Annotated in this window: 25 protein-coding genes, 1 tRNA gene and 1 pseudogene; 10 read left to right on the top strand and 17 right to left on the bottom strand. The window is 67.1% G+C overall.

Features of this window, described 5'->3' with window-relative positions; translation table 11 throughout:
• Positions 1-43: 43 nt before the first annotated feature.
• Positions 44-1,465 carry a short-chain fatty acyl-CoA regulator family protein gene (locus F1640_RS13205; protein WP_194919608.1) on the top strand — a complete coding sequence of 474 codons (1,422 nt, stop codon included), beginning with the start codon at positions 44-46 and terminating at the stop codon, positions 1,463-1,465.
• A gap of 1 nt (position 1,466) precedes the next feature.
• Here F1640_RS13205 and F1640_RS13200 read toward each other — a convergent pair whose 3' ends face one another.
• Entirely contained in the window at positions 1,467-2,759 is a 1,293-nt protein-coding gene (locus F1640_RS13200; RefSeq protein WP_194919607.1) for a dicarboxylate/amino acid:cation symporter, read from the bottom strand.
• A 99-nt stretch (positions 2,760-2,858) separates the two neighbouring features.
• Here F1640_RS13200 and F1640_RS13195 point away from each other — a divergent pair, with 99 nt between their 5' ends.
• Positions 2,859-3,044: a hypothetical protein gene (locus F1640_RS13195; RefSeq protein WP_125954724.1), complete on the top strand. Its 186-nt coding sequence runs from the start codon at positions 2,859-2,861 to the stop codon at positions 3,042-3,044.
• Here F1640_RS13195 and F1640_RS13190 read toward each other — a convergent pair.
• Together F1640_RS13190 and F1640_RS13185 are read right to left on the bottom strand one after the other, a co-directional pair.
• The gene (locus tag F1640_RS13190; RefSeq protein WP_194919605.1) at positions 3,011-4,264 is read right to left on the bottom strand and encodes a TetR/AcrR family transcriptional regulator; all 1,254 of its coding nucleotides are present in this window, start codon (positions 4,262-4,264) and stop codon (positions 3,011-3,013) included. The two genes, F1640_RS13195 and F1640_RS13190, sit on opposite strands and share 34 nt — an antisense overlap.
• Positions 4,265-4,269: 5 nt before the next feature.
• Positions 4,270-6,039: an AMP-binding protein gene (locus F1640_RS13185; protein WP_194919604.1), complete on the bottom strand. Its 1,770-nt coding sequence runs from the start codon at positions 6,037-6,039 to the stop codon at positions 4,270-4,272.
• A 326-nt stretch (positions 6,040-6,365) separates the two neighbouring features.
• Here F1640_RS13185 and F1640_RS13180 point away from each other — a divergent pair, with 326 nt between their 5' ends.
• The 5 genes and pseudogenes from F1640_RS13180 to F1640_RS13160 all read left to right on the top strand — a co-directional run bounded on the left by F1640_RS13180 (position 6,366) and on the right by F1640_RS13160 (position 12,485).
• A complete protein-coding gene (locus F1640_RS13180; RefSeq protein WP_125954721.1) occupies positions 6,366-7,145 on the top strand; it encodes a thioesterase family protein in 780 nt (259 codons plus the stop codon).
• Between the two features lie 17 nt (positions 7,146-7,162).
• Positions 7,163-8,395, top strand: coding sequence for a serine hydrolase (locus F1640_RS13175; RefSeq protein WP_194921432.1), 1,233 nt, complete (start codon positions 7,163-7,165; stop codon positions 8,393-8,395).
• A 58-nt stretch (positions 8,396-8,453) separates the two neighbouring features.
• A pseudogene (locus tag F1640_RS13170) lies at positions 8,454-9,692 on the top strand (3-hydroxyacyl-CoA dehydrogenase NAD-binding domain-containing protein); the annotation flags it as partial.
• A 26-nt stretch (positions 9,693-9,718) separates the two neighbouring features.
• The gene (locus F1640_RS13165) at positions 9,719-11,317 is read left to right on the top strand and encodes a class I adenylate-forming enzyme family protein (RefSeq protein ID WP_194919603.1); all 1,599 of its coding nucleotides are present in this window, start codon (positions 9,719-9,721) and stop codon (positions 11,315-11,317) included.
• Entirely contained in the window at positions 11,310-12,485 is a 1,176-nt protein-coding gene (locus F1640_RS13160) for an acetyl-CoA C-acyltransferase (RefSeq protein WP_194919602.1), read from the top strand. Before F1640_RS13165 ends, F1640_RS13160 begins: the two co-directional genes overlap by 8 nt.
• A 105-nt stretch (positions 12,486-12,590) precedes the next feature.
• Here F1640_RS13160 and F1640_RS13155 read toward each other — a convergent pair.
• From F1640_RS13155 to F1640_RS13140, 4 genes are all read right to left on the bottom strand, one after another.
• A tRNA-Lys gene (locus tag F1640_RS13155) sits at positions 12,591-12,666 on the bottom strand.
• A 12-nt stretch (positions 12,667-12,678) separates the two neighbouring features.
• Positions 12,679-13,200, bottom strand: coding sequence for a 2-amino-4-hydroxy-6-hydroxymethyldihydropteridine diphosphokinase (gene folK, locus F1640_RS13150; RefSeq protein ID WP_194919601.1), 522 nt, complete (start codon positions 13,198-13,200; stop codon positions 12,679-12,681).
• On the bottom strand, positions 13,197-14,048 hold the full coding sequence (gene aguB / locus F1640_RS13145; protein ID WP_194919600.1) for an N-carbamoylputrescine amidase: 852 nt from the start codon (positions 14,046-14,048) through the stop codon (positions 13,197-13,199). Before aguB ends, folK begins: the two co-directional genes overlap by 4 nt.
• Positions 14,049-14,127: 79 nt before the next feature.
• On the bottom strand, positions 14,128-14,979 hold the full coding sequence (locus F1640_RS13140; protein ID WP_194919599.1) for a class I SAM-dependent methyltransferase: 852 nt from the start codon (positions 14,977-14,979) through the stop codon (positions 14,128-14,130).
• 112 nt (positions 14,980-15,091) lie between these two features.
• Here F1640_RS13140 and msrA point away from each other — a divergent pair, with 112 nt between their 5' ends.
• Positions 15,092-15,619: a peptide-methionine (S)-S-oxide reductase MsrA gene (msrA, locus tag F1640_RS13135; protein ID WP_194919598.1), complete on the top strand. Its 528-nt coding sequence runs from the start codon at positions 15,092-15,094 to the stop codon at positions 15,617-15,619.
• Positions 15,620-15,622: 3 nt separating this feature from the next.
• Here the strand turns inward: msrA and F1640_RS13130 are convergent, their stop codons facing one another.
• Positions 15,623-16,885 (bottom strand): RsmB/NOP family class I SAM-dependent RNA methyltransferase, encoded by a 1,263-nt coding sequence (locus F1640_RS13130; protein WP_194919596.1) that lies wholly within the window; start codon positions 16,883-16,885, stop codon positions 15,623-15,625.
• Positions 16,886-16,946: 61 nt separating this feature from the next.
• On the opposite strand from F1640_RS13130, the gene F1640_RS13125 reads away from it, so the two are divergent.
• The gene (locus tag F1640_RS13125) at positions 16,947-17,132 is read left to right on the top strand and encodes a DUF1674 domain-containing protein (RefSeq protein ID WP_370449697.1); all 186 of its coding nucleotides are present in this window, start codon (positions 16,947-16,949) and stop codon (positions 17,130-17,132) included.
• Positions 17,133-17,158: 26 nt separating this feature from the next.
• On the opposite strand, the gene F1640_RS13120 is transcribed toward F1640_RS13125, so the two are convergent.
• The 4 genes from F1640_RS13120 to dksA all read right to left on the bottom strand — a co-directional run bounded on the left by F1640_RS13120 (position 17,159) and on the right by dksA (position 20,191).
• Positions 17,159-17,590, bottom strand: coding sequence for a DUF4112 domain-containing protein (locus tag F1640_RS13120; RefSeq protein ID WP_255530364.1), 432 nt, complete (start codon positions 17,588-17,590; stop codon positions 17,159-17,161).
• 5 nt (positions 17,591-17,595) lie between these two features.
• On the bottom strand, positions 17,596-19,065 hold the full coding sequence (locus F1640_RS13115) for an ABC transporter substrate-binding protein (protein WP_194919595.1): 1,470 nt from the start codon (positions 19,063-19,065) through the stop codon (positions 17,596-17,598).
• A gap of 102 nt (positions 19,066-19,167) precedes the next feature.
• Positions 19,168-19,536 carry a PilZ domain-containing protein gene (locus F1640_RS13110; protein WP_190287332.1) on the bottom strand — a complete coding sequence of 123 codons (369 nt, stop codon included), beginning with the start codon at positions 19,534-19,536 and terminating at the stop codon, positions 19,168-19,170.
• 196 nt (positions 19,537-19,732) lie between these two features.
• Complete coding sequence (gene dksA, locus F1640_RS13105; protein WP_124810578.1) at positions 19,733-20,191, bottom strand: RNA polymerase-binding protein DksA; 459 nt, start codon at positions 20,189-20,191, stop codon at positions 19,733-19,735.
• 305 nt (positions 20,192-20,496) lie between these two features.
• On the opposite strand from dksA, the gene F1640_RS13100 reads away from it, so the two are divergent.
• Positions 20,497-20,850 carry a sel1 repeat family protein gene (locus tag F1640_RS13100; RefSeq protein WP_124810579.1) on the top strand — a complete coding sequence of 118 codons (354 nt, stop codon included), beginning with the start codon at positions 20,497-20,499 and terminating at the stop codon, positions 20,848-20,850.
• Between the two features lie 42 nt (positions 20,851-20,892).
• On the opposite strand, the gene F1640_RS13095 is transcribed toward F1640_RS13100, so the two are convergent.
• Genes F1640_RS13095 through F1640_RS13075 form a run of 5 tightly spaced genes read right to left on the bottom strand, consistent with a single transcriptional unit; the run spans position 20,893 to position 24,120 of the window.
• Positions 20,893-22,023 (bottom strand): GNAT family N-acetyltransferase, encoded by a 1,131-nt coding sequence (locus F1640_RS13095; RefSeq protein ID WP_194919594.1) that lies wholly within the window; start codon positions 22,021-22,023, stop codon positions 20,893-20,895.
• Entirely contained in the window at positions 22,020-22,796 is a 777-nt protein-coding gene (locus F1640_RS13090) for a glycerophosphodiester phosphodiesterase family protein (RefSeq protein WP_194919593.1), read from the bottom strand. Before F1640_RS13090 ends, F1640_RS13095 begins: the two co-directional genes overlap by 4 nt.
• Entirely contained in the window at positions 22,768-23,235 is a 468-nt protein-coding gene (locus F1640_RS13085) for a RidA family protein (RefSeq protein WP_124810582.1), read from the bottom strand. Before F1640_RS13085 ends, F1640_RS13090 begins: the two co-directional genes overlap by 29 nt.
• The gene (locus F1640_RS13080; protein ID WP_194919592.1) at positions 23,228-23,857 is read right to left on the bottom strand and encodes an HAD family hydrolase; all 630 of its coding nucleotides are present in this window, start codon (positions 23,855-23,857) and stop codon (positions 23,228-23,230) included. The genes F1640_RS13085 and F1640_RS13080 overlap by 8 nt, the downstream gene beginning before the upstream one ends.
• Complete coding sequence (locus F1640_RS13075) at positions 23,854-24,120, bottom strand: DUF3572 domain-containing protein (RefSeq protein ID WP_371433174.1); 267 nt, start codon at positions 24,118-24,120, stop codon at positions 23,854-23,856. The genes F1640_RS13080 and F1640_RS13075 overlap by 4 nt, the downstream gene beginning before the upstream one ends.
• Between the last annotated feature and the right edge of the window lie 6 nt (positions 24,121-24,126).

Raw genomic sequence — 24,126 nt, 5'->3', positions numbered from 1 at the left:
TGCAAACTTGCAAAGCACGAATTTGCAAATTATCGACCAAAGTATGAGCAAACGCCGCGTCTTTGCCGGAAACCAGCTGCGTACATTGCGAACGCGGCGCGGTTTGTTGCAGACCGCGATGGCGCGCGCGCTGGGCATCAGCGCTTCCTACCTGTGCCAGCTTGAAAACGACGAGCGCCACCTCACCCCCGCGCTGGCCGACCGGCTGCGCGCGCAATTTCCCGTGGATTGGGAAGATCTTGCTCCGGACCGGCAGGATCTGCTGGCCGATGCGCTGCGACAGGCGGTGGCCGATCCGCTGCTGCCCGCGGCGTTGCCCAGCGAACAGATCGAGCGCGTGGCCGAACAGTTCCCCGCCTTCGCCGAACAGTTCGTGCGGATGCACGCCATCCACCGCCGCGACCGGCAGCGGCTGGAAATGCTGGACGAGGCGCTGGGATCGGACAGCGTGGCGGCAGGGATCACCGGTGGCCGCCTGCCGTGGGAGGAAGTGCGCGACTGGTTCCACCTTGCCAACAACTACGTCGATCTGGTCGACCGCCACGCCGAAATCCTGGCGCGGGAACTCGCCCCCGATCAGGCGTCGCCCTCAATCGACCGGATGGAAGCGTGGTTCGCGGCGCGCGGCGTGACCATCGACTACCGTCCCGGCGGCCCGTTGCGCCTGTTCGATCCGGTGCAGCGGCGGCTGGTGATCGATTCCAGCCAGCCGGTCGAAAGCAGCCGGTTCCAGATGGCCTACCAGTTGACCGCCATGGCGCTGGAGCAGGACATCGCCGCGATCGTCGAGGACACGTTGCTGGCCAGCGATGCCGCGCGCGAACTGCTGACCGTGGGTCTGGGCAACTACGCCGCCGGCGCGCTGCTGATGCCCTACGAACAGTTCCGCACGGCCGCGCGCGCGCTGCGGCACGACGTGGACCGGCTGCGGCAGGTGTTCGGCACCAGCTTCGAACAGACCTGCCACCGCCTGTCCACGCTGCAACGCCCGCAGGCGCGCGGCATCCCGGTGTTCTTCTGCCGCGTCGACATGGCCGGCAACATCACCAAGCGCCATTCGGCCACGCGCCTCCAGTTCGGCCGGTTCGGCGGCGCCTGCCCGCTGTGGATCGTGCACGAGGCGGTGGCGATCCCCGACCGCATCCACGTGCAGGTGGCCGAGATGCCCGATGGCGTGCGCTATGTCTCGATCGCCAAGGGGCTGGTGAAGCCATCGGCCAGCTTCTACCGCCCGCCGCGCCGCTATGCCGTGGCACTGGGCTGCGAAGCGGCGCTCGCCAGCGAGTTCGTCTATGCCGACGGCCTCAATCTGGAGCGCGATGAGGCGGTTGCGCGGATCGGAGCCTCCTGCCGCATCTGCCCGCGCGATACGTGCGACCAGCGCGCCTTTCCCCCCAGCGACAAGGCGATCATGGTCGATCCCAGCCAGCGCGATCTGGTGCCCTACCGGATCGGCGAGGGGTAGCTCAGGTCCTGCCCAACACCTCCCGCAGCGCGGCTTCATCCAGCTTGCCCTCCCAGCGCGAGACGACCACCGTCGCCACGGCGTTGCCGATGAAGTTGGTCAGGCTGCGGCATTCGGACATGAAGCGGTCGACGCCCAGGATCAGCGCCATGCCCGCCACTGGCAATGAGGGCACGATCGACAACGTCGCCGCCAGCGTGATGAAACCGGCGCCGGTCACCCCCGCCGCGCCCTTGGACGAAAGCATGGCGACACCGAGCAGCAGCACCTGTTGCCCCAGCGTCAGTTCCACGTTGCAGGCCTGCGCGATGAACAGCGCCGCCAGCGTCATGTAGATGTTGGTGCCATCGAGGTTGAAGCTGTAGCCGGTGGGCACAACCAGGCCGACCACGGCCTTGGGGCAGCCGGCGCGCTCCATCTTGTCGATCAGCGCGGGCAGCGCGCTTTCCGACGAGGACGTGCCCAGCACCAGCAGCAGTTCCTCCTTGAGATAGGCGATCAGCCGCAGGATCGAAAAGCCCGCCAGCCGCGCGACAACGCCCAGCACCACCAGCACGAACAGCGCCGAGGTAAGGTAGAACGTGAGCACGAGGTGGAAGAGGTTCGCCAGGCTGTCGATGCCATACTTGCCGATGGTGAAGGCCATCGCGCCGAACGCGCCGACGGGCGCCGCCTTCATCACGATCGCCACCAGCCGGAAGAACGCGACCGACACGTCTTCCAGCAGCGCCACCACGCGCTCGCCCCGCGCGCCCGTGGTGGCGAGCGCGATGCCGAACAGGATCGCCACGACGAGGACTTGGAGGATGTTGCCCTCGCTCAGCGACGACAGGAAGGTTTCCGGGATCATCGCCATGAGGAAGCCGGTCACGCTCGCTTCGTGCGCCTTGGCGGCGTAGGCGGCGACCTTGCCGGCATCGAGCGAGGCGGGATCGATATTCAGGCCCGCGCCCGGCCGCACGATGTTGCCCACGATCAGCCCCACGATCAACGCCAGCGTGGAGAAGAACAGGAAATAGGCGAACGCCTTGGCGGCCACCCGGCCGACCGAGGCAAGGTCGCGCATCCCGGCAATACCGGTCACGATCGTCAGGAAGATCACCGGGGCGATCACCATCTTCACCAGCTTGATGAAGGCATCGCCGAGCGGCTTCAGCGCTTCGCCCGTGGCCGGCGCGAAATGGCCGATCAGCACGCCGGCGGCGATCGCGATCAGCACTTGCAGATAGAGGTGCCCATACCAGCGGCGCGGCGCGGCGGGCGCATCGACCAGCGTTTCGTCGTGGAGTTTCATGGGCGCGGACCATTACGCAGTCCGCGCCGCTTGTCATCCGATCGCACCGTCAAAGACGTGCATACCCGGTGTTAACCCGGGCACGGTAAAAAGCGGGCCATGATCGACAAGATCACCGTCCTTGTGCCACATTTCCTGATGGCTCTGATGATCTGGCGCCTGCTGCACCGGCCCGATCTCGATCGCGATCCGCTGGTCGAAGGCAAAGGCGGATCGCCGGATGCGCAGGACCGCAAACCAGGCCGTTGGCGTCAAACGGTTTCCACGCCCGACAGCAAGCCATAGCAAAAGCAGGCGGCATAGCATTCCACCGCCTGCGCCGGATCGTCGAAACCCGCCGCCCAGCTCCGCAATTCGTTGGCGGGATTGATCGTCGCCGCCAGCACTTCGGCGGCGACCAGCGGATCGACCGGCAACAACGAACCGTCCGCGATCCCGTCCGACAGCATCCCAGCGAACCGCCGCGCGATGCGCTGCGCGCTGTTCAGCACCGCGCCGCGCCGCTCCTGCGGCAGGGCCTGCAACGCCGTGGTGCGCAGCAGGGGCGTGGGATCGGAAAGCTGCAACGCCACCAGTTCGGCCACCGCGCTCGAAATCCGCCCCCAGCCGTTCCGCGGCAGCGTGGCAGCGGCGAACTGCACCGCCGCGATCCTTTCGTTGCCGTGTTCGAAGCAGGCCAGCACCAGATCGTCCTTGGCCTCGTTGTGGTGGTAGAAGCTGCCCTTGGTCACGTTCAGCCCGCTGGCGATGCGATGGACCGAGGCGCCTTTGTACCCGCGCTGGTTGATCGTGAGCGTAGCCATGCGCAGGAATTCGCCGTGGGGATTGCGCAGCCCCGCCGGTGGGGTCCGCCATGGCGCCTCACCGCCGCCGAGCGTTTGCGGCTGCCATGCTGCATCGCGCGGCGCGATGCCGTCCGCCAGCACGGCCAGCAGCCGCTGTTTGAGGCGCGGGAAATCCTGCTCGGAATAGAGCGGCGTCCACGCCGGCAGCCAGAACATCACCTGCAACAGGATGTGCGCCCGTGCGGTGCGCACGGCATGATCGCGCTCCCCCGCCCCGGCCGGCAGCAGATCGCGCACCACGCGGAACAGTTCGATGTACCGTTCCTGCAACGGACGGTGCAGCGCTTCGGGCAGCGTGCGCATTTCCGACAGGACGGCGATACGCCCTTCCTCGCCCCGCCGGATCATCGCGCGCAGATCGACATGTCCGTCGATCCAGCAGGCCAGCCGCGCGCGCGGGGTGAGCGCCTGCGCCGCGATCCGCGCCAACGCGATCAGGCGATCGATCGTGGCCTCGAACACCGCGTGGACAAGGTTCTCCTTGCGCCCGAAGTAGTAGGCAACGCTGCTGGTGTTGAGCCCGACGCGCGCCGCAACTTCGCTGAACGTGGTGCCCTTCACGCCCTTTTCGTTGATGAGGTCGGTCGCCGCGCGCACGATATCGCGGCGGCGTCGCTCGAACCGCCCGGCGTCGTTGTCGGGATGCGCCTCGCTCGCCATGCCGTTCAGGCGAAGTGCCGCCGCAGTTCGGACTTGAGGATCTTGCCGTTGGCGTTGCGCGGCAGCGTCTCGGCGCTGAACACTACGCGCACCGGCACCTTGAACGCTGCCAGCCGCGCCGCCACAAAGGCACGCAGTTCCTCCTCGCTCGCCTGCGAGCCCGGCGCAAGGTGAACCACCGCCGCCGGTTCCTCGCCCAGCGTGCGGTGCGGCATGCCCACCAGCGCCGCGTCGGTCACCGCCGGGTGTTCGTAGAGCACGTTCTCCACCTCGATCGAATAGATGTTCTCGCCACCCCGGATGATCACATCCTTGGCGCGATCGGCGATCGTGCAGAAGCCTTCCTCGTCGATCCGGGCAAGATCACCGGTGCGCACCCAGCCGTCCACGAACGTCTGCGCGGTCGCCTCCGGCCGGTTCCAGTATCCCGCCACGATCATCGGCCCGCGCGCCCACAATTCGCCGATCTCGCCCGCCGGCAGCACGGTCACGCCATCGTCGGCGCGCACCTCGATATCGGCGACGGCGACCGCCGGACCGCAGCTCGACGGACGGTTGATATAGTCCTCGGCCGCATGGTGCGTCAGCGTTGCCATCGTCTCGGTCATGCCCCAGCCGTTGCCGGGCAAGGCGCCGAAGGTCTGCCAGATCGCCTGCACCAGTTCCGGCGCGGATGGCGCGCCGCCATAGGCGATCGCTTCCAGCGAGGAGAGATCGTACTTCGCGCGGTCGGGATGCTCGATCAGTTGCCAGGCGATGAAGGGCACGCCGCCGGTGGCCGTGACCTTCTCGCGCTCGATCAGCCGGAACGCCTCGACCGTATCCCACTTGTGCATCAGCACCAGCTTGCTGCCGCTGGCCAGCGAACCCATCAGCGTGGCGCTGCACGCGGTGACGTGGAACAGCGGGATCACCATCAGGATGGTGCGCGGCTGGGGCGCGGGCGGCATCTCGCCCCGGCGCAACGCGGATTGCGCGCCGCTGAAGGCACTGGACAGGATGTTGGTGGTGAGATTGCGGTGCGTGCCCAGCGCGCCTTTCGGCCGCCCGGTGGTGCCGCTGGTGTAGAAGATCGTGGCAGGATCGTCCAGGGCGATTCCGGCGTCGGGCAAGGGACGGTCGGGAAGCGCCGCATAGCCATCCGGACCGCCGATCACGTCCTCCAGCAAACGGGTGCCTTCCGGCGCCGTGGTGTCCTTGTCCGCGCGGCACACCAGCACATGCGCCAGGCCAGGCAGTTCCGCACGATGGGGAGCGATGCGCTGCCACCGTTCGGCATCCGCGATCAGGACATGCGCACCGCTATCCGACAAAGCAAAGGCCAGTTCGTCGCCCTTCCACCAGGCGTTGAGCGGCACCGCGATCGCGCCGAGAACCGTGGCGGCGAACAAGGCCACCGTCCATTCGGGCAGGTTGCGCATGGCCATCGCGACGCGGTCGCCCTTGCCCACGCCCAGTTCCGCCAGATGGGCGGCTAGCGTGGCGACCGCGCGATGCCAGGCATCGAACGAAACCCGCTCCGTACCATACACAAGGAACGTGCTGTCCCCGTGCTGGCGGGCCAAGGCGGCCAGAGCGCCGAGATGCGGCAGGGCGTTCTTCCACACGCGCGTCCGCACGCCCCGGATCGTCACCGTCTCCATCTCGAACGGCATGCCCGGAGCGCAAAGCTTCGCCCGCACCTCCTCCAGCGACATCGCCGGCCAGCCGGCGGGGATGGCGGGCAAGCGTTCGTCTCTGGCCGCATGGTCGGTGGCATGGCGTTGCTCTGTCATGGTGATCCCGTCCCGATCGGGCCATCCTGCCCGGCATTGTCGTTCGCCGCGCAGACTATCTGCGCCACCCCCGTTCCGGCAACCCATCTAAGCAAATTTTCATGAATAGGGTATGGCCTGCGCGAAGCACCGGATTCCGTAACGTAAAGCATGAAATTATCTGTTTTTTGCATGAAAATGCCGCCTGCATCACCGTGCGAATCCCCTTTTCTGAAAAGACGGTATGGACTAGCCACGGGATGGGATTCGGGCTTAACGTGCCCGCGGGAGAGATTGCGTCATCATGAAACCAAGCCTGGAAACCTCCGCCGCATGAGCCTGCTGCCATGAGCATGGGCGCACTGATCGCGCGGCTGCAGCCGGATGGCACTGACAGGCTGGTCCTGTCCGACGCGGACGGCTGGATGCAGGGACGCACGATGTATGGCGGCGCATCCGCCCTGATCGCCTATGCGGCCGCGCGCAGGCAGCGACCGGACCTGCCACCGCTACGCGGCGCGCAAATCGGCTTCGTCGCGCCGGTCGGCAGCGATGTGGAAGCGCGCGTTGGCGTCCTGCGCGAAGGGCGCAGCGTGGCGCAGGTGACTACCGACCTGTTCTGCGAAGGCGCGCCGGTGCTGCGCGCGCTGTGGCTGTTCGGGGCCGCGCGGCCGACCAACGGCGGCGTGCCTGCCATGCGAGCCGACGAAACCATCCCCGTCGAAGAGGCCGCTCCCGTAACCGCGACCGGCGATGCGCCGCAGTTCATCCACAATTTCGAAATGCGCCGCGCGGAACCCCGGGGCGGGGCGCGACCGGGTGCCATCCGCCGCTGGGTGCGCCTGCGCGATCGCAAGGGGCTCGATCCCATCGCGGAACTGGTGGGCATCGGCGATGCCCTGCCGCCCGGCGCGGTCCGGGCCATGGAACGGCGCGGCCCGATCAGTTCGATCAACTGGTCGCTGACGCTGCTGGGTGACGCTCCGCAGACGCGCGACGGTTGGTGGCTGCTGGAAACCGCGTCCAACTACATGGCCGACGGCTTCAGCAGCGAAACCCTGCGCATGTGGAACGCCGATGGCGTGGAAGTGATGCGCGGCCTGCAAAGCGTGGCCATTTTCGGCTGATGGAGAACAAGCAAGCGATGGACCTGATCCGCCCCGAAGACGCCGGTTTCGACGCCACCCGCCTCGCGCGCATCCCGGCCTTTCTCGAAGAACGCTACCTTGCCCCCGGCAAGCTGGCCGGAACCGACGTCCTGGTGGCGCGCAACGGCCTGCCGTTCTTCCGCGCCACGCTGGGCAAGGCCCGTGCCGATGGAACGCCGCTGCGCGAGGATGCCATTTTCCGCATCGCTTCTATGACCAAGCCGGTCACCTCCATCGCGCTGATGATGCTGGTCGAGGAAGGGCTGATCGCCCTCGACGATCCTGTCACCCGCTTCGTTCCGGAGTTCGCGAACCTGACGGTCTATGCGGGCGGCGGGGGCGAAGCGCCGTTCGTGCCGGGCAAGCCCGCCACGGGGATGCGGATCGTCGATCTGCTGACGCATATGTCGGGCCTCACCTATGGCATCCAGAACCGCACGAACGTCGACGCGGCCTATCGCAAGGGCAAGCTGGACGGGCACGCCAGCCTGCCGGGCAACGACCATTTCGTGACCGAACTCGCCAAGATCCCGCTGGAATACGCGCCGGGCACGGGCTGGAACTATTCGGTATCCACCGATGTGCTGGGCGTGATCGTGGCGCGCGTTTCGGACCTGAGCCTGGGTGAATTCTTCCGCACGCGGATTTTCGAACCGCTGGGCATGGTCGATACCGCGTTCCATTGCCCGCCCGAAAAACAGGACAGGCTGACCGACGCCTGGAACTACGTGCCCGGCAAGCCGCCCGAACTGCTCGACGAAGCGGCGAAGACCAATCTCACCCGCGAACCCCGCTTCGAAAGCGGCGGTGGCGGCCTGCTGTCCACCACGGCCGACTATCACCGTTTCTGCGCGATGCTGGCCGGGGGCGGCGCGGCCAACGGCGCGCGCATCGTTTCTCCCAAGACGCTGCAGCTGATGGCGTGCAACTACCTGCCGGGCGGCGTCGATCTCACCCAGGTCTCCACCTCGCTGTTCAGCGAAGCGAACAACGCCGGCACCGGCTTCGGGCTCGGCTTCGGCGTGCTGCTCGATCCGGCCAAGGCGCTGGTGCCCGGCAGCGCCGGCGAATTCTTCTGGGGCGGCATCTTCTCGACCGCCTTCTTCATCGATCCGGTGGAGAAGCTGCACATGGTCTTCATGACGCAGCTTCTGCCCTCCTCCGCCTATCCGATCCGGCGGCAGCTCAAGACCCTGATCTACGGCGCGATGGCGCAAAGCCGCGCCTGAACCCGCAACCAGACCCCATACTCAGGAGAGGTACATCATGTCCGACCCCATTCCCGGCGCCAAGGAACACATCGACGCGGCCCGCATCGCCGCCGCGCGCGTTGACGACATTCCGGCCGACACCCCGCTGCTGCCCGTCAACCGCGTAGGCGTGATCGGCGCGGGCACCATGGGCGGCGGCATCACCATGAACTTCCTGACCGCCGGCATTCCCGTGACGATCGTGGAAATGACGCAGGAAGCGCTCGATCGCGGTGTGGCCACGATGCGGAAGAACTACGAGAACACGGTGAAGCGCGGCAAGATGGACGCCGCGCTGGCCGAAGCGGCCATGGGCCGCCTCACGCCGACGCTGGACTTCGGCGCGCTGGCCGAAGCCGACCTCATCATCGAGGCGGTCTATGAGAACATGGACGTCAAGAAGGAGGTCTTCGGCCGGATCGACGGCATCGCCAAGCCCGGCGCGATCCTGGCCAGCAACACCAGCTATCTCGACGTCAACGAAATCGCCGGCGCCACGTCGCGTCCCGAAGCGGTGCTGGGCATGCACTTCTTCTCGCCCGCCAACGTGATGAAGCTGCTCGAAGTGGTGCGTGGCGCGAAGACCGGCAAGCAGCAGCTCGCCACGGTCATGGCTCTGTCGGTCAAGATCGGCAAGGTGCCGGTGGTTTCGGGCGTGTGCCACGGCTTCATCGGCAACCGCATGCTCTCACCGCGCCAGGCCCAGGCGCACGCGCTGATCATGGAAGGTGCGAACTACTGGGAAGTGGACGAGGCTCTGCTCGAATTCGGCTTCCCGATGGGACCGTACCAGATGTCGGACCTCGCCGGCGTCGACATCGGCTGGCACCGCGATCCCAACCGCATCGAAACGCTGCGGGATTCGCTCTGCGCGGTCGGCCGCTGGGGCCAGAAGACCAAGAAGGGCTTCTACGATTACGACGAGAACCGTCAGCGCACGCCGTCGGAAGAAGTGAAGACGATCATCGCCGAATGGGCCGCGCGCGAAGGCAAGCCCCAGCGCACGATCGGCAAGGACGAGATCCGCGAACGCCTGCTCTATCCGATGGTCAGCGAAGGTGCGCTTATCCTGGAGGAAGGCATTTCCCAGCGCGCGTCGGACATCGATACGGTCTGGCTGAACGGCTATGGCTGGCCAGCCTGGACCGGCGGCCCGATGTTCTGGGCCGACCACATCGGGCTGGATACGGTCGCCGCCGGCCTGGAAAAGTACGGCCTGCCGGTCGCACCGCTGCTGGCGCGCAAGGCCGCCGCCGGCGAAACGTTCAACGCCTGATCCACCACGGCGGCGGGAGAGAAGCCTTGCGGATCGAAGACATCGCCGAAGCGGAGTTCGTGCCGCTCACCACCATCCTGCGCGCGCACGCCGCGCGCAGGGGGGATGCCACCGCCATTGCCGACGAACATAGCAGCGTGAGCTGGGCGGAGCTGGACGCGCTGCTGGACCGTGTCGCCGCCGCGCTCCAGCGCGAAGGCGTGGGCAAGGACGAACCCGTCGCCATTGCCGCGCTCAATTCGGTGCGCACGGGCCTTGCCTTCCTCGGCGCGATCCGGGCCGGCGCCGTGGCCGCGCCGCTGACGTCCACCGCCGCGCCCGAAACGGTGCTGGCGATGCTGGCCGACAGTGGCAGCCGCGTGCTGCTGCTCGATGCCGAGATGGCGGATCGGCTGGCGGGGCTGCCGTTCCCCACCGGCGTCCCGCGCATCGCGCTGGACGACAGCGCCGCCGGGGAACCCTTCTCGCGGTGGATTGCCGCGGAAGGCGCACAGCCCGAGGAACGCCTGCCCGCGCCCGGCGATCCGTTCAACATCATCTATTCGTCGGGAACCACCGGATCACCCAAGGGCATCGTGCAAAGCCACAAGATGCGCCACGAATACGCGCGGCGCACGATCGTCGGCGGCTATGACGACGATACCTGCGTGATCTGCTCCACGCCGCTCTATTCCAACACCACGCTGGTCAGCTTCCTGCCGACGCTTACCGCCGGCGGCAAGGTGGTGCTGATGAAGAAGTTCGACGCGCGCGGCTTCCTCGAACTTTCCCAGCGCGAACGCGTCACGCACGCCATGCTGGTGCCGGTGCAGTACCGCCGCATCATGGAAGTGCCCGATTTCGACCGCTTCGATCTCTCGTCCTACCGGCTCAAGTCCTCGACCTCGGCGCCCTTCCCCGCCTGGCTCAAGGCCGATGTCTTGCGGCGCTGGCCCGGCGGCCTTACCGACGGCTACGGCATGACCGAAGGCGGCGCGACGGCGATCCTGGTGGCGCACCTCCACCCGGACAAGCTCCACACCGTCGGCCAACCCAGCCCCGGCCACATCATCAAGATCATCGACGAGGCAGGCAACGAGCTGCCGCAGGGCGAAGTCGGTGAAATCGTCGGCCATTCCCCGATCATGATGAACGGCTACCACGGTCAGGACGAGAAGACGCGCGAAGTCGAATGGTTCGACGGCGAAGGCCGCCGCTACATCCGCCACGGCGATATCGGCAAGTTTGATGAGGACGGCTTCCTGATCCTGATGGACCGCGCTAAGGACATGATCATTTCGGGCGGTTTCAACATCTTCCCGACCGATCTCGAAGCCGAACTCACCCGCCAGCCCGCCGTGCGCGAAGCGGCGGTCGTCGGCGTGCCCAGCGAAAAGTGGGGCGAAACCCCGCTCGCGGTGGTCGTGCTGGCCGATACCGCCGCCGATCCGCAGGCGATCCTGGCCGAAGCCAACAGCCGCCTCGGCAAGACTCAGCGCATCGCCGCCATCGAGGTGGTCGACGAACTGCCGCGCAGCCCGATCGGCAAGGTGCTCAAGCGCGAGCTGCGCGACCGCTTCGGCGGAAATCCCATTACCCAAGCCACATCAATGACCCGGAACATCAAGGAGAACGACCATGCGTGATGCCGTTATCGTCGCCGCCGCGCGCACCCCGATCGGGCGCGCCTACAAGGGCGCGTTCAATGCCACCCCCGGCGCCACGCTGGGCGCGCTTTCGCTGCAGGCCGCCGTCGCGCGCGCCGGGATCGAGCCGGGCGAAGTCGATGACGTGGTGTGGGGCGCGGCGCTGCAACAGGGCGCGCAGGCCGGCAACATCGCCCGCCAGGTTGCGCTGCGGGCCGGCCTGCCGGTCACCACATCGGGCATGAGCATGGACCGCCAGTGCTCGTCGGGCCTGATGACCATCGCCACCGCTTCCAAGCAGGTGATCATCGACCGCATGGACGTGGTCGCCGCGGGCGGACAGGAATCGATCAGCCTTGTCCAGACCAAGGACATGCGCGTCATGCCCGACCGTTCGCTGGTGGAAATGCACAAGGCAATCTACATGCCGATGCTGCAGACGGCGGAAATTGTCGGCCAACGCTATGGCATCGGCCGCGAAGCCTGCGACGAGTACGCGCTCCAGTCGCAGCAGCGCACCGCTGCGGGGCAGGCGGCCGGCAAGTTCGATGACGAGATCGTCGCCGCCGATGCCTCGATGGCCGTGGTCAACAAGGAAACCGGGGAAGTCACCTATCAGGACGTCCACCTCGCCAAGGACGAAGGCAACCGGCCCTCGACCACGCTGGAAAACCTGACCGCGCTGAAGCCGGTGATCGAAGGCGGCATCGTCACCGCCGGCAACGCCAGCCAGCTGTCCGACGGCTCCGCCGCCGTGGTGATCATGGAAGCCGCCGTGGCCGCGCAAAAGGGCCTGACGCCGCTGGGCCGCTATGTCGGCATGGCGGTCGCCGGCACCGAGCCGGACGAGATGGGCATCGGCCCGGTCTTCGCCATCCCCAAGCTGCTCAGCCGCTTCGGCCTCAAGATGGACGATATCGGCCTGTGGGAACTGAATGAGGCCTTCGCCGTGCAGGTGCTGTACTGCCGTGACAAGCTGGGCATCCCCAACGATCTGCTCAACGTCAACGGCGGCTCGATCTCGATCGGCCACCCCTATGGCATGACCGGGGCGCGTTGCACCATGCACGCCCTGATCGAAGGCAAGCGCCGGGGCGCCAAGTACGTCGTGGTAACGATGTGTGTCGGCGGCGGCATGGGCGCGGCCGGCCTGTTCGAAGTGCTGTGAACCACGCGGAGGGGGCGCAGCCGCGCTCCCTCCGATCGGCGCGCATATGGTGCGTTGGCGCCCCGTCCGGATGGGGCGCTGCGTGCAAAACCGTCGATGCTGGAATGGTGAGCCCTGCTGGATTCGAACCAGCGACCTACTGATTAAAAGTCAGTTGCTCTACCGACTGAGCTAAGGGCCCGACCAAGGCCGGTCACCTAGGGCGCGGGGTGCTGCGGGTCAAGCGGGCGTTGAGGTGTTTTATGCGCCGGCCGGTTTCGGGATCGCGCCAGTGGGGCGCGATGGCGGCGGCCGGGGTGAGGACGAACGTCCGCTTGCGGTATTCCGGATGGGGGATGCGTAGCGCGGGCGTGGCACCCGGCGCCTGGCGCCAGACGCCGCCGCTCCACAGGATCACATCGAGATCGAGCGTGCGCGCGCGCCAGCGCTGACCGCGCCGCACGCGGCCGAAATCGTGCTCGATCCGCTGGAGCAGCAGGAGCAGCGCGGGCGGCATCAGATCGCCAGCCACGATCGCCGCCGCGTTGGCATAGCGCCGGCGCGAAGGCCCGAGCGGGGCGCTGGAAATCGTGGGCGAGACCGCCTCCACCGCCAGCCCGTGGGTCTCGAGCGCCCGGATCGCCGCGCGCAGGACGGCAGCCGGCGCGCCATGCCGCGCGTGGCGGACGTTGGAGCCCAGCGCGACCAGGTAACGCTGCGGCGGCGAAGCGGTCACACGTCCTGCGCCAGCCGCGCGTAAAGCTGCGGGCGGCGATCGCGGAAGAAGCCCATGCCGGCGCGGTGCTTCGCGGCTTCGGTCAGATCGATGTCCGCCACCAGCACACCGGTTTCCTCCGCCCCGTATTCGGCGAGAAAATCGCCCCACTGGTCGCTGATGAAGCTGTGCCCGTAGAAGCGCTGTTCGTTCTCTTCGCTGCCGATGCGGTTGGCGGCGATCACCGGCATGCAGTTCGACGCGGCGTGGCCCAGCATGGCCCGGCGCCAGATGCGGCTGGTATCGAAGCTGGCATCATAGGGTTCGGAGCCGATCGCGGTGGGGTAGAACAGGAGTTCCGCCCCCATCAGCGCCATCGCGCGCGCGCATTCGGGATACCACTGGTCCCAGCACACGCCCACGCCGATGCGCGTGCCGAACACGTCCCACACCTTGAAGCCGGTGTTGCCGGGGCGGAAATAGAACTTTTCCTCGTACCCCGGACCGTCGGGAATGTGGCTCTTGCGGTAGATGCCCATGATCTCCCCGTCGGGGCCGATCATCGCCAGCGTGTTGTAGTAATGATGGCCATCGCGCTCGAAGAACGAGGTGGGGATGGCGATGCCCAGCGCTTTCGCCAGCTGGCGCATCGCGCGCACCGAAGGGTCCTGATCGAGCGGATAGGCCAGCGCGAAGCGGGCTTCGTCCTCCGTCGTGCAGAAATAGGGGCCGGCGAACAGTTCCGGCGGCAGCACGACCTGCGCCCCGCGCGCGGCGGCCTGTTCCACCAGCGCGGCGACAGCGGCGATGTTCTGCGCTTCGCCGGCGTTGAGGGCGAGTTGCAGGGCGGCGACGGTGATCTTGCTCATGGCCGGGGACTTATTGCCCCCGGCCCGGCAATTCAACGGCAAGACTGTGACAAAGCGCCGCCACGGTCAGGACCTGGGGTCAGGGCCGCTTGCGGAACAGCAGCGTCATCCGGTCGCTTTCCCCCACGCCGGCGAAGCGCATGCGATCGGCATCCCCTTGCGAGAAAGTGGGCGGAAGCGACCAGACGCCGGCGGGGTGATTCGCCGGGTCCTTGGGGTTGGCGTTGATCTCGCTCTTGCCGACGAGTTCGAAACCGTGCGCCTCGACCATGGCGATCACGTCCTTTTCGCGCAGATAGCCCTTGCTGCCATCGGTGTAGGAGGCCGGGGCATCGGGCCGGGCGCGATGCTGGACGATGCCAAGCAGGCCGTCGGGCTTGAGCAGGCGGCGGATCGCCAGCAGATCGGGATAGAGCCAGCCCCCGCGCCACATGTTGTGCACTTCGCGGAAGATCAGCGCGCGATCGACCTTGCCGTCGAGATCGGCCGGCAGGCTGTCGGTATTGAAGGCAAGGATGCGCTCGGCGGGGACGCCGGTCCACTGCGCCGCCTTAGCCGGGAAGGTCGCGCCGAGGTTGCCGAAGGCCTGCTTCGTCCGTTCGGGCGCGTTGGCGACACCGGGATTGAGGCCAATATACTGGCCCTGCGGCCCGAGGTAGGGCACCAGGACGCGCGTGTACCATCCGCCCGACGGCAGGTAGTCCACCACCGTCATGCCCGGCTGCACGCGGAAGAAACCCAGCGTTTCGGCGGGGTGACGCCAGATATCGCGGGCACGGTCACCATCGCGGCGCGGATCGGCCAGCACCGCCGCCATTGCCGGCGATGTTGCGGCGGGGGCCAGCGTTTCGGCCTGGACGGAGGTCTGGGGAACCAGGCCGGCGACCGCCATGGTCAGGCTGGCGGCAAGGGCTGTCAGGACAGTGCGCACGCGCAAATTCCTCTCTCGGTTGGGATCGCGCGCAAGGTAGCCGAGTGGGAAGCGATGACAAGCGCCGGTCGCCTTCCTATCTAGCCTGCATACAAACAGGAAAGGACAAGCGATGGCCCAGGCCATTTTCGCAGGCGGGTGTTTCTGGTGCACTGAAGCGGTATTTCGGGACGTGATCGGCGTCAGCAACGTGGAAAGCGGCTATATCGGCGGGGTGACGCCGAACCCGACCTACAAGCAGGTCTGTTCGGGCAACACCGGCCATGCCGAAGCCATCCGGGTGACCTTCGATCCCGATGCAATTTCCTACGGGCAATTGCTCGATATCTTCTTCGCCACGCACGATCCGACGCAGCTCAACCGGCAGGGCAACGACATCGGCACGCAGTACCGCTCCGCCGTGTTCCCGCTGGACGAGGAGCAGCAAGCCGAAACCGAAGCCGGCATCGCCCGCGCGCAGGCCGATCGCGCGGAGCCGGTCGTCACCACCATCGAAGGGCCGGCGGAATGGTATCCGGCGGAGGACTACCACCAGGAATACTGGGAAGGCGAAGGGCAGCGCAATCCCTATTGCCTGGCCGTGATCCCGCCCAAGCTGATGAAGCTGCGCAAGAGCTTCGCCAACAAGGTCAAGGCGTAAGCATCAGACCTTGCGCCAGCGGGCGGCGAAGAAGCCATCGATGCCGCCCGCATCAGCCAGCATCCCCGGATCGCTGCGCAACCAGCCTTCCGGCGTCGGCGCGATGCCGGCGGGAAGCTCCGCTGCGGCGATGGGATCGGGCGCCAGCGCGGTGAAGGCGCGGGCCTGCGCCTCGCCTTCTTCCGGCTCCAGCGAGCAGACCGCATAGACCAGCACGCCGCCGGGGCGCAGCCATTCTGCCGCGCGCGCCAGCATCGAGCGCTGAAGCACGGCCAGTTCCTCGATTGCCGGCAAGCGGTGCAGCACATCGGGATGCCGGCGGCAAGTACCGGTGGCGGTACAGGGCGCATCGAGCAGGATCGCGTCAAACGGTTCCTCCGGCTGCCAGGCGAGCGCGTCGGCCGCAACGACCTGTGCCTCCAGGCCGGTGCGTTTCAGGTTTTCGCGCAGGCGATCAAGCCGGCGGGCAGATTTGTCGAGCGCGGTCACCTGCCAGCCGGCAGCCGCGAGTTGCATGGTCTTGCCGCCCGGCGCGGCGCAGAGATCGAGCGCGCGCCGCCCTGCCCCCTGCCCCAGCAGCCTTGCCGGCGCGGTAGCGGCAAGGTCCTGCACCCACCACGCGCCTTCGCCGAACCCCGGTAGCGCTTCCACCGCGCCCGCGCGCGGCAGGCGAACATGGCCGGCCATCAGCGAGACGCCGCCCAGCCGCTCGACCCACTCGGCGGTGGCATCCGGATCGCGCAGGGTCAGGTCGATCGGCGGCGGATCGGCCAGGCCCGTGGCGATCGCTCCCACTCGGCTGTGCCAGGCGGCTTGCCAGCGTTCGTCCACCAGCGCGGGCAGAGTTGGCGCCGCGGGCAGCTTTGCCGGACCGCGGATCACCGCCGAGAACACGCCATGGGCCAGCCGGCGCGGCCCACCCGCCAGCAGCGGCAGGCCGGTGGCCACCACGGCATGGGGTGGAAGCTCCAGCCGCAGGGCTTGCGCTAGCATCAGCCGCAGCACGGTGCGCGCCTTGGAATCGTCCGGCAAGCGCTGGCGCGTGGCCCCATCGATCAGGCGGTCGAGGTCCTGCATCCAGCGCAGCGTTTCCTGCGTGATCGCCATAACCAGCGCGCGATCATCCCCACGCTCTATCCCGCGCAGGACAGGGGGGGCGATCTGGTCCAGTGGATCGCCCCGGCGCAGCACGGCATCGAGCAGGCGCAGGGCGGCGCGGCGAACCGGCAGGCCGGGCGTATCGTCTTGAACGGGGGGACGCGACATCGCGCGCCTATCGCGCGTCCGGCCGCGCTTGGCAATTGAACTCGGCGCCGGGAAGGTCGATATGGAGCGTATGGACAAGCCCACCCCCCGCGCGACCAAGCGACCGGCCGGTTTCACGCCGCCCGACTACTGGACCAATCCGCCCGTGCCGGAACCGAAAGCGGCCGTTCCGACGGACGACCCCGACGGGCTCGATCCCACGCGCTTCGGCGACTGGGAAAAGAACGGAATCGCGATCGACTTCTGATGGCTGGCGTTTGACTACTGACGCGATCAGCCTTCGATGATCCGCGTCTGCGGATGATGGCGGTCGAGATGCTTGCGGATGATGCGCAGGTTGCGCGTGTTCGAGCGGAACAGGAAATCGAAGGCGTCGCCCGCAACCGGCACCGCACCCAGCAATGCGTCGAACGCGACATTCGCACCCATCCGCAGCAGCTTCCATTTGGGCAGGCCGAGATTGCGCGCTTCCCACACGATCCACGCCCCCATCGCCGCCGTCACGAAATCCCCCACCACCGGGATCAGGCCGGCAAGCGCATCGAGGCCCACCGGCCGATTGATGCCGGGGATCACGAAGCTGCGTTCGAGCAGATGCTCCATCAGTTCGATGCGCTGACGCACCGACGCCGGATCACGACCGGTGCCGGGCAGTTCGATGCCCATCCGCACGGGACGGGCGCGGGATCGGGATGCCTGTGCCATGCCCCCTATTTGGGAAGCAGGGCCAGCGGCGGCAAGGGATGCCATCCCCAGGGGTTGGGCGCGAAGCCCGTCACGCGGCTGCGCACCAATGACCAGCGCAGCGGACGGGCGATGGGAATATAGCCGTTGACGGCGGTTATTTCCGCTTCGGCCTCCGCCAGCAGGGCGGCGCGCTGCTGCGGATCTTTCGCCGCGCGCGCGTCATCCAGCCGGGCATCACCCGCCGGGCTGCACACCGGCCGCCGTGCGGCGCAGGCCAACTGGTTCAGGAACCATGTGGCGCGACCATAGCGGGCGACGGAATCGATCAGGCGCAAGTCGGCTGGCGCGGATTCGTCCACCCGCTGCACCTGAAGGCCGATGGCGACGAAATCCGCGCGCAACCGGTCAAAAACGACCTGCGAACCGGGACCGCCGCCGATGGCGATGCGCAGCACCGGCAGCGGGTTGCCCGCCGCCTTCCAGCGCGCCACGCGCTCCGCCGCCGCCGCCCGGCGCTGCTCGATTCCCATTCCGGCCCAGCGTTCGCCGATGGTACCCAGATCGCCGGGCGTTTCCGGGGCCACGATCCGCGTGGTCCCCGACCAGCCGCTGACATTGAACGCGCCCAGCAACGCATCGCGATCGATCGCCATGGCCAGCGCCTCGCGATTGGCTGCCTCGCCCAGATAGCCCTGCGCGTTTTCGACCATCAGTCCGAACAGGCCGCTGACGGGGTCTATCTGCACGTTGCCGCGGACCAGTCCGCCGACGCCCGCCAGCGGGAGAGAATCGATCCGGCCGCCCAGCAGAACGTCGATATAGCCGTCGTTGAAGCGGGCCACCGCCTTTTCGGCGGGCGCCACTTCGACGATTACAGAGCGAGCGCGGCGGGCGAAATCCTCCTGCGCCGGCAGCCCGCGCTTGCCGGGCGGAATAAGCGACAGCACCGCGCCCTGCGGGGTGCGCTGCATCGCCATAGGGCCGCCGCCCTGTCGCGCATGGGGAAGGCCGAGTTCGGGCTGCGCCAGCAAGGTCAGCAGATCGGGCAGCGGGCTTTGCAGATCAACCTCGATCACGCGATCGGTCATCACCCGGATCTCGTCGATCGAGGCAAGGTCGAGGCCCAGTGGCGATCCGCGCAAGGCGGCCAGCGCGCGCCGCAGCGAAGCGGCGACATCTTCGGCATCGATCCTGGCGCCACCAGGCCAGGTGCCGTCGCGCAGGCGGAAGATATAGCTCTGGCCATCGTCGGTCACGATCCAGCGATCGGCCAGCCCCGGCACCACCCGCCCTTCGGCGTCAAACCCCACCAGCCCTTCCACCGTGGCGGCGCGCAATGTCTGCCCGGCGGGAGAAAGCCGCACGCCTTGCGCCTTGAACGCATCCGAATCGCCCACCAGGCCGAGTTGGAGCGCACCGTCACCGCGCCAGCCGCACCCCGATGCCGAAGCGGCAAGGGCAATGGCCAGGGCAAGGCGGGAAAGACGCGGCATTTCAATACCGACCTAGCAGAAGGCAATCAGGTGGTCAGCGGTGAAAGCCGAGAAATGTGCGCATGGCCGAGAACGCCAAATGGCGCGGGACGCCGATACCACTCAGATCTTGCGCATCCGGCCGCGCTCATGCGTCGGCAGCGGCGGTCGCACGAAGCGGGGAGTCAGTTCGTCCGCCGTGGGCCCTGAGGCGGTGGCGCGCACCACCTTGGGATCGATGTCCTCGATGAAGGCGATGCCGAAGCGGTTTTCCTGAATCCAGGCGACGACGCCTTCGACCCAGCCCAGATTGCGCAGGTTCACTTCCAGCCGTTTCCCGACAACCACGCGGACGTTGCCTTCGGCCATCATCCCGCCAGCCGAAAGGTTGCGCACCTTGACCTTGTGTTCGCCATCCACGCCATCAAGACGCAGATCCGCCATAAGGAACAGGCTGTCGCGCCCGATCTGACGATGCTCAAGCTCTGTCACGGCGAAACCGACCACTCCTGCAAACCGCCGAAAATGCTCCGCAATGGATACCGAGCCGGCACCTTGGACAAATCGCATGATTCCCTCTCCACGTCCTATACGGATGTGGCAAAGAAATCGTTAAACGCACCCCGATTAACCAAGCAAACGTGCCATTTCCGGACAGTCCGCATGGTCCGGGTCGGAAAGGTTTGACTCACATATCGCGCGAGATTTTTTCCCGGCGTTCATGCGCTTCCTGCGCTTCGACGGTCATCGTCGCGATCGGGCGGGCGATCAGACGGCCCAGGCCGATCGGCTCTCCGGTCACCTCGCAGAAACCGTATTCGCCTTCGTCGATCCTGCGCATCGCGGAATCGATCTTGGCGATCAGCTTGCGCTGGCGATCGCGCGTGCGCAATTCGATGCCCCAGTCGGTCTCGCTCGAGGCGCGATCGTTGAGATCGGGTTCGCGCAACGGTCCGTCCTGCAATGCGGAAAGCGTGCCAGCCGACGCGGACAGGATCGATTTCTTCCATTCGAGCAGAAGGCGGCGGAAATAATCGAGCTGCGCCTCGCCCATGTAGGGTTCGTCATCACTGGGAACGTAATCACCCGGCATGGCCCGGCGAGCCTTGGCCAGAACGTCAATCTCGTCACTCAAAACGCCAGCCATCCGGCCCTCCAGATAAACGCCTTCCGACCCGACCGGCAATCGCCGCGACGCATCGCGCGTTCCCGGTTTGTGGCGCCCTATAGGAGCCGCCCGGAACCGGCACAAGCCATTCCATGCGGGTGATGACACAAGGAAGTTGAAGCCCGGCGGAACGCCAAAGCGTCAGAAATCGCCGTTTTGGCGGGTTTTCCGGAGCCGCCCCACCCCGGCGTTAACCATTTGTTGAGCAAACTTGGTGACTGTCTGACACGCCGGGACCCGTGAAAGGCCCGGATAACTTGGTTTTCAACCGGGGGTATTGGTAAATGGGACAAGCCTGGATCAAGCTGGTCGCCGATGACGCGGCCATGACATACGCCGAAAATGCCGGTCTGCACGAAGGCGCCGACCTTCTGGTGGCAACCTGCCTGGCCGCCGCCGCGCAAGGGGACACCAACGCGCTGTTCGACCTGGGCGTGGCCTTTTCGACGGGCAGCCACGGGGTGGAATGCGATCTGATCGAAGCGCACAAGTGGTTCAACCTTGCCGCCGTGGGTGGCCATGACGATGCCGCGCAGTGCCGCGCCGACATCTCCGAGGAAATGACCGCGCGCGAAATCGCCGAAGCGCAACGCCGTGCGCGCGAATGGATCCGCGCCTCCAGCCGCCGCGCCGCCTGATCGACCTGTTGTCTGGTCTATCGGCCGGCACGCGCCGGACGGCTATCCTTTTCTGAAAGGCGTATGCTCGCCCAGCGTCAGCTGGTCCTGCGCCACACCCTGCCTTTCCCGCTCGAGAAAATCGGCGACGGCGGCCCGAAATCCCGGGTCCACGATGTAGTGGGCCGACCACGTGCGCACCGGCTCGTAGCCACGCGCCAGCTTGTGCTGGCCCTGCGCCCCCGCCTCCACCCTGCCGAGGCCCAGCGCGATCGCCGCGTCGATCGCCTGATAGTAGCACAGCTCGAAATGCAGGAACGGCCTGTCGACGATCGCGCCCCAGTACCGGCCATAGAGCGCGTCCGCGCCGATGAAATTGAGCGCCCCGGCCACGGCCTGCCCATCCAGGAAGGCCAGCACCAGCAGCACCCGATCGGCCATGCGATCGCCCAGCAGATCGAACGCCTGCCGGGTCAGATAGGGCCGCCCCCACTTGCGCGCGCCGGTATCCTGATAGAACTGCCAGAAGGCATCCCAGTGTTCGGGCCGCAGCGCGTCGCCGGTCAGCGCCCGGATCTCCACGCCCTGCTGCGCCGCCGCGCGTTCCTTGCGGATGTCCTTGCGCTTGCGCGACGACAGCGCGGCCAGGAAATCATCGAACGAGGCATAGCCCCGGTTTTCCCAATGGAACTGGATGTCGGAGCGCAACAGCCAGCCCGCCTCCTCGAACAGCGGCAACTGGGCCGGTTCGATGAACGTGGCGTGGGCGGATGACAGTTCGTTGCCTTCGCACAGGCGCTCGGCCACGCGCAGCAACGACGGCGCAAGGTCGGGCCGGTCCCCCAGCAACAGGCGCGGCCCGGTGGCGGGCGTGAACGGCACGCTGATCTGAAGCTTGGGGTAATAGCTGCCGCCCGCGCGCTGCCAGGCATCGGCCCAGCTGTGATCGAACACGTATTCGCCCTGGCTGTGCGCCTTGAGATAGGCGGGCAGGGCCGCCGCCGGGCGGCCGGCCTCGTCCTCGATCACCACCGGCAGCGGGGACCATCCGCTGCGCCCGCCGACGCTGCCCGATTCCTCCAGCAGCGACAGGAAGGTGTGCGCGGTGAACGGATTGCCGCCGCCCGCCAGCCGATCCCAGTCTTCGGCCGCGATCTCGCTGATGGAATGACGGATACGCGCGGTGACGCTCACGGCAGGCCGGCGCCCTCGGCAATCGGGGCGTCGGCGTGGGCAGACGCCTTTTCCGCCAGTTCGGGCGAGCGCACCGTCCAGGTCAGCACCGGCAGACCCCGACGGCGCTGGAGCGCAGCGAAACGGCTGGGCAGATCGCGCACGTCGTAGGCAAGGAACTGCGGCTTGCCGTGCCACAGCGCCAGATGCCGCCGCGCGCGCGCGAACAGCGTGCGGCGCCCTTCCTCGGTCACGACAAGGCCGTGGACGATGTGCGGCGAATAGCGGCGGAACCACGCCGGCACGCGCGGGTCGAAGCTCATGACCGCGACATCGCCGCGATAACCTTCCAGCACCCGGCGCACCGCCAGGCACAACGGCGCCACGCGCAGATCGCGGCGCGACTTTATCTCGATCAGCAGCGGCGCGCGCCCGGCGACCAGATCGAGCATCTGGCGCAAGGTAGGAATGTGCTCCCCTTCGGCACCGCTCAGCGCGATCGCGCCAAGCTGGGTGGAACTGTGGTCGATAATCGCGCCGGCAGCGTCGGTCAGGCGATCGAGGTCCCAGTCATGGAACACCATCGCCTGGCCATCGCTGGTGCGCTGCACATCGCATTCAATCCCCAGCCCGCGCTCGATAGCGAGCGCGAAGGCGGCGAGCGAGTTTTCCGGCACGCCCGCGCGGTGCAGACCACGATGGGCATAGACGCGCCCGCGCAGCCAACCGACCCGTTCCGCTGGCGGAACGGGGACGAGCCACCGGTCAAGCAGGGCGAACAGCAAATACAGCATCGACTTCCACGGCCGCGCCCAGCGGCAGGACAGGAACGCCAACGGCGCTGCGCGCGTGGCGGCCAATGTCTCCGAACACGGCAACCATCAGTTCCGACGCGCCATTGGCGACCTTCGGCTGATCGGTGAACGTCCCGGCGGAGTTGATGAACGCGCCCAGCTTGACGACGCGCTCCACGCGATCGAGCGAACCCAGCGCCGCCTTGACCTGCGCCAGCAGCATCAGACCGCAGGCCTGCGCAGCGGCGACGCCCTGTTCGAGCGAGACATCCTCGCCCAGCCGCCCGGTCACCAGCTTGCCATCGACGAACGGCAACTGGCCCGACACGTGCAGCAGCCCCCCGACCTCGACCGTCGGCACATAGGCCGCGACCGGCGCGGCGGCCTGGGGAAGCGCGAAGCCCAGTTCGGCAATCTTCGCGGCAACGGCATCAGTCATCATTCGCTCCATGAATTTGCGCCATCAGCCAGGGCAGCGCGGCGGACCATTCGTCGATCCGAGCGTGCGCGTGCCCCTGCTGATGCGCGCAGTCGATATGGGGGGCCAGCATCGGCTCTCCGCACAAGTGCAACCGCGTGACATGGGGTGCCAGTTCGGCAACCGATCCATGGTGCTGCGGCAGATCGTCGATGAACACCGCGCGTTCCGGGCGGTATTCATCGAGAATCGCCTTGAGCGCCGGCCCCTTGGGCCCGGTGTTGGTGAAGACCCGCGCGTGGATGCCGACATCGCGCAACTGCCGCGCGCGATCCTCGCGCCGGTGATCGCCCAGGTTGGTGAGGATCACCACATCGGCATGTTCCGCCAGCGCGTTGACGCCCTCCACCGCGCCGGCGATCGGCTGCTGCCGGTACATCTCGGTATCGAAGAACAGGTTGAGCAGGCGCCAGATTTCTGCCGGTTCGACATACCCGCCATCGGCATAGCGCATGGCCTTGCCGAAATCGTTGCTCTGCATGGCAAAATCGATGCCGTGCCGTTCGGCCAGCCATTCCTTGTAGGGCGCGACCATGTGCAGCAGCACTTCATCGCAATCGCTGATGATCAGCGGGCGGCTCATCTCAATTTCTCCCGGATGGCAGCAAGGGCTTCGGGTGCAATGTCGAGTGCTTCCGCCGCCGCGACAAGGTCCGATTCATGGTTGGCGAGAAAATCCAGCACCGCACCCAGCACGCCCGGATCGCCAAGGCCGGCGCGCAGGGCTTCGGGCGTCAGCCCCGTCAGCGCCAGGAACCGGTCGGCCCGGCCACTATCCGCCAGCACCCAGCCGAGCGCCTGCAAGGCCACGGTGCGCGCATCAGAAACCGGGGCGGGTTCACGAATGATTGT

The organism is Novosphingobium sp. NBM11, from assembly GCF_015390225.1.
Taxonomy (GTDB): domain Bacteria; phylum Pseudomonadota; class Alphaproteobacteria; order Sphingomonadales; family Sphingomonadaceae; genus Novosphingobium.
The sequence above is the reverse complement of the archived record's forward strand: the minus strand, read 5'-3'. Positions and strand labels throughout refer to the sequence as shown.

What these genes read in the sequence shown, in the direction of transcription:
- F1640_RS13190 (WP_194919605.1), bottom strand. Translation starts at nt 4,264, where the DNA reads ATGGCGAGCGAGGCGCATCCCGACAACGACGCCGGGCGGTTCGAGCGA.
- F1640_RS13115 (WP_194919595.1), bottom strand. Translation starts at nt 19,065, where the DNA reads ATGCCGCGTCTTTCCCGCCTTGCCCTGGCCATTGCCCTTGCCGCTTCG.
- F1640_RS13205 (WP_194919608.1), top strand. Translation starts at nt 44, where the DNA reads ATGAGCAAACGCCGCGTCTTTGCCGGAAACCAGCTGCGTACATTGCGA.
- F1640_RS13200 (WP_194919607.1), bottom strand. Translation starts at nt 2,759, where the DNA reads ATGAAACTCCACGACGAAACGCTGGTCGATGCGCCCGCCGCGCCGCGC.
- F1640_RS13130 (WP_194919596.1), bottom strand. Translation starts at nt 16,885, where the DNA reads ATGTCGCGTCCCCCCGTTCAAGACGATACGCCCGGCCTGCCGGTTCGC.
- F1640_RS13160 (WP_194919602.1), top strand. Translation starts at nt 11,310, where the DNA reads ATGCGTGATGCCGTTATCGTCGCCGCCGCGCGCACCCCGATCGGGCGC.
- F1640_RS13175 (WP_194921432.1), top strand. Translation starts at nt 7,163, where the DNA reads ATGGACCTGATCCGCCCCGAAGACGCCGGTTTCGACGCCACCCGCCTC.
- F1640_RS13195 (WP_125954724.1), top strand. Translation starts at nt 2,859, where the DNA reads ATGATCGACAAGATCACCGTCCTTGTGCCACATTTCCTGATGGCTCTG.
- F1640_RS13120 (WP_255530364.1), bottom strand. Translation starts at nt 17,590, where the DNA reads ATGGCACAGGCATCCCGATCCCGCGCCCGTCCCGTGCGGATGGGCATC.
- F1640_RS13100 (WP_124810579.1), top strand. Translation starts at nt 20,497, where the DNA reads ATGGGACAAGCCTGGATCAAGCTGGTCGCCGATGACGCGGCCATGACA.
- msrA (WP_194919598.1), top strand. Translation starts at nt 15,092, where the DNA reads ATGGCCCAGGCCATTTTCGCAGGCGGGTGTTTCTGGTGCACTGAAGCG.
- F1640_RS13185 (WP_194919604.1), bottom strand. Translation starts at nt 6,039, where the DNA reads ATGACAGAGCAACGCCATGCCACCGACCATGCGGCCAGAGACGAACGC.
- F1640_RS13080 (WP_194919592.1), bottom strand. Translation starts at nt 23,857, where the DNA reads ATGAGCCGCCCGCTGATCATCAGCGATTGCGATGAAGTGCTGCTGCAC.
- dksA (WP_124810578.1), bottom strand. Translation starts at nt 20,191, where the DNA reads ATGGCTGGCGTTTTGAGTGACGAGATTGACGTTCTGGCCAAGGCTCGC.
- F1640_RS13180 (WP_125954721.1), top strand. Translation starts at nt 6,366, where the DNA reads ATGAGCATGGGCGCACTGATCGCGCGGCTGCAGCCGGATGGCACTGAC.
- F1640_RS13125 (WP_370449697.1), top strand. Translation starts at nt 16,947, where the DNA reads ATGGAGCGTATGGACAAGCCCACCCCCCGCGCGACCAAGCGACCGGCC.
- aguB (WP_194919600.1), bottom strand. Translation starts at nt 14,048, where the DNA reads ATGAGCAAGATCACCGTCGCCGCCCTGCAACTCGCCCTCAACGCCGGC.
- F1640_RS13085 (WP_124810582.1), bottom strand. Translation starts at nt 23,235, where the DNA reads ATGACTGATGCCGTTGCCGCGAAGATTGCCGAACTGGGCTTCGCGCTT.
- F1640_RS13090 (WP_194919593.1), bottom strand. Translation starts at nt 22,796, where the DNA reads ATGCTGTATTTGCTGTTCGCCCTGCTTGACCGGTGGCTCGTCCCCGTT.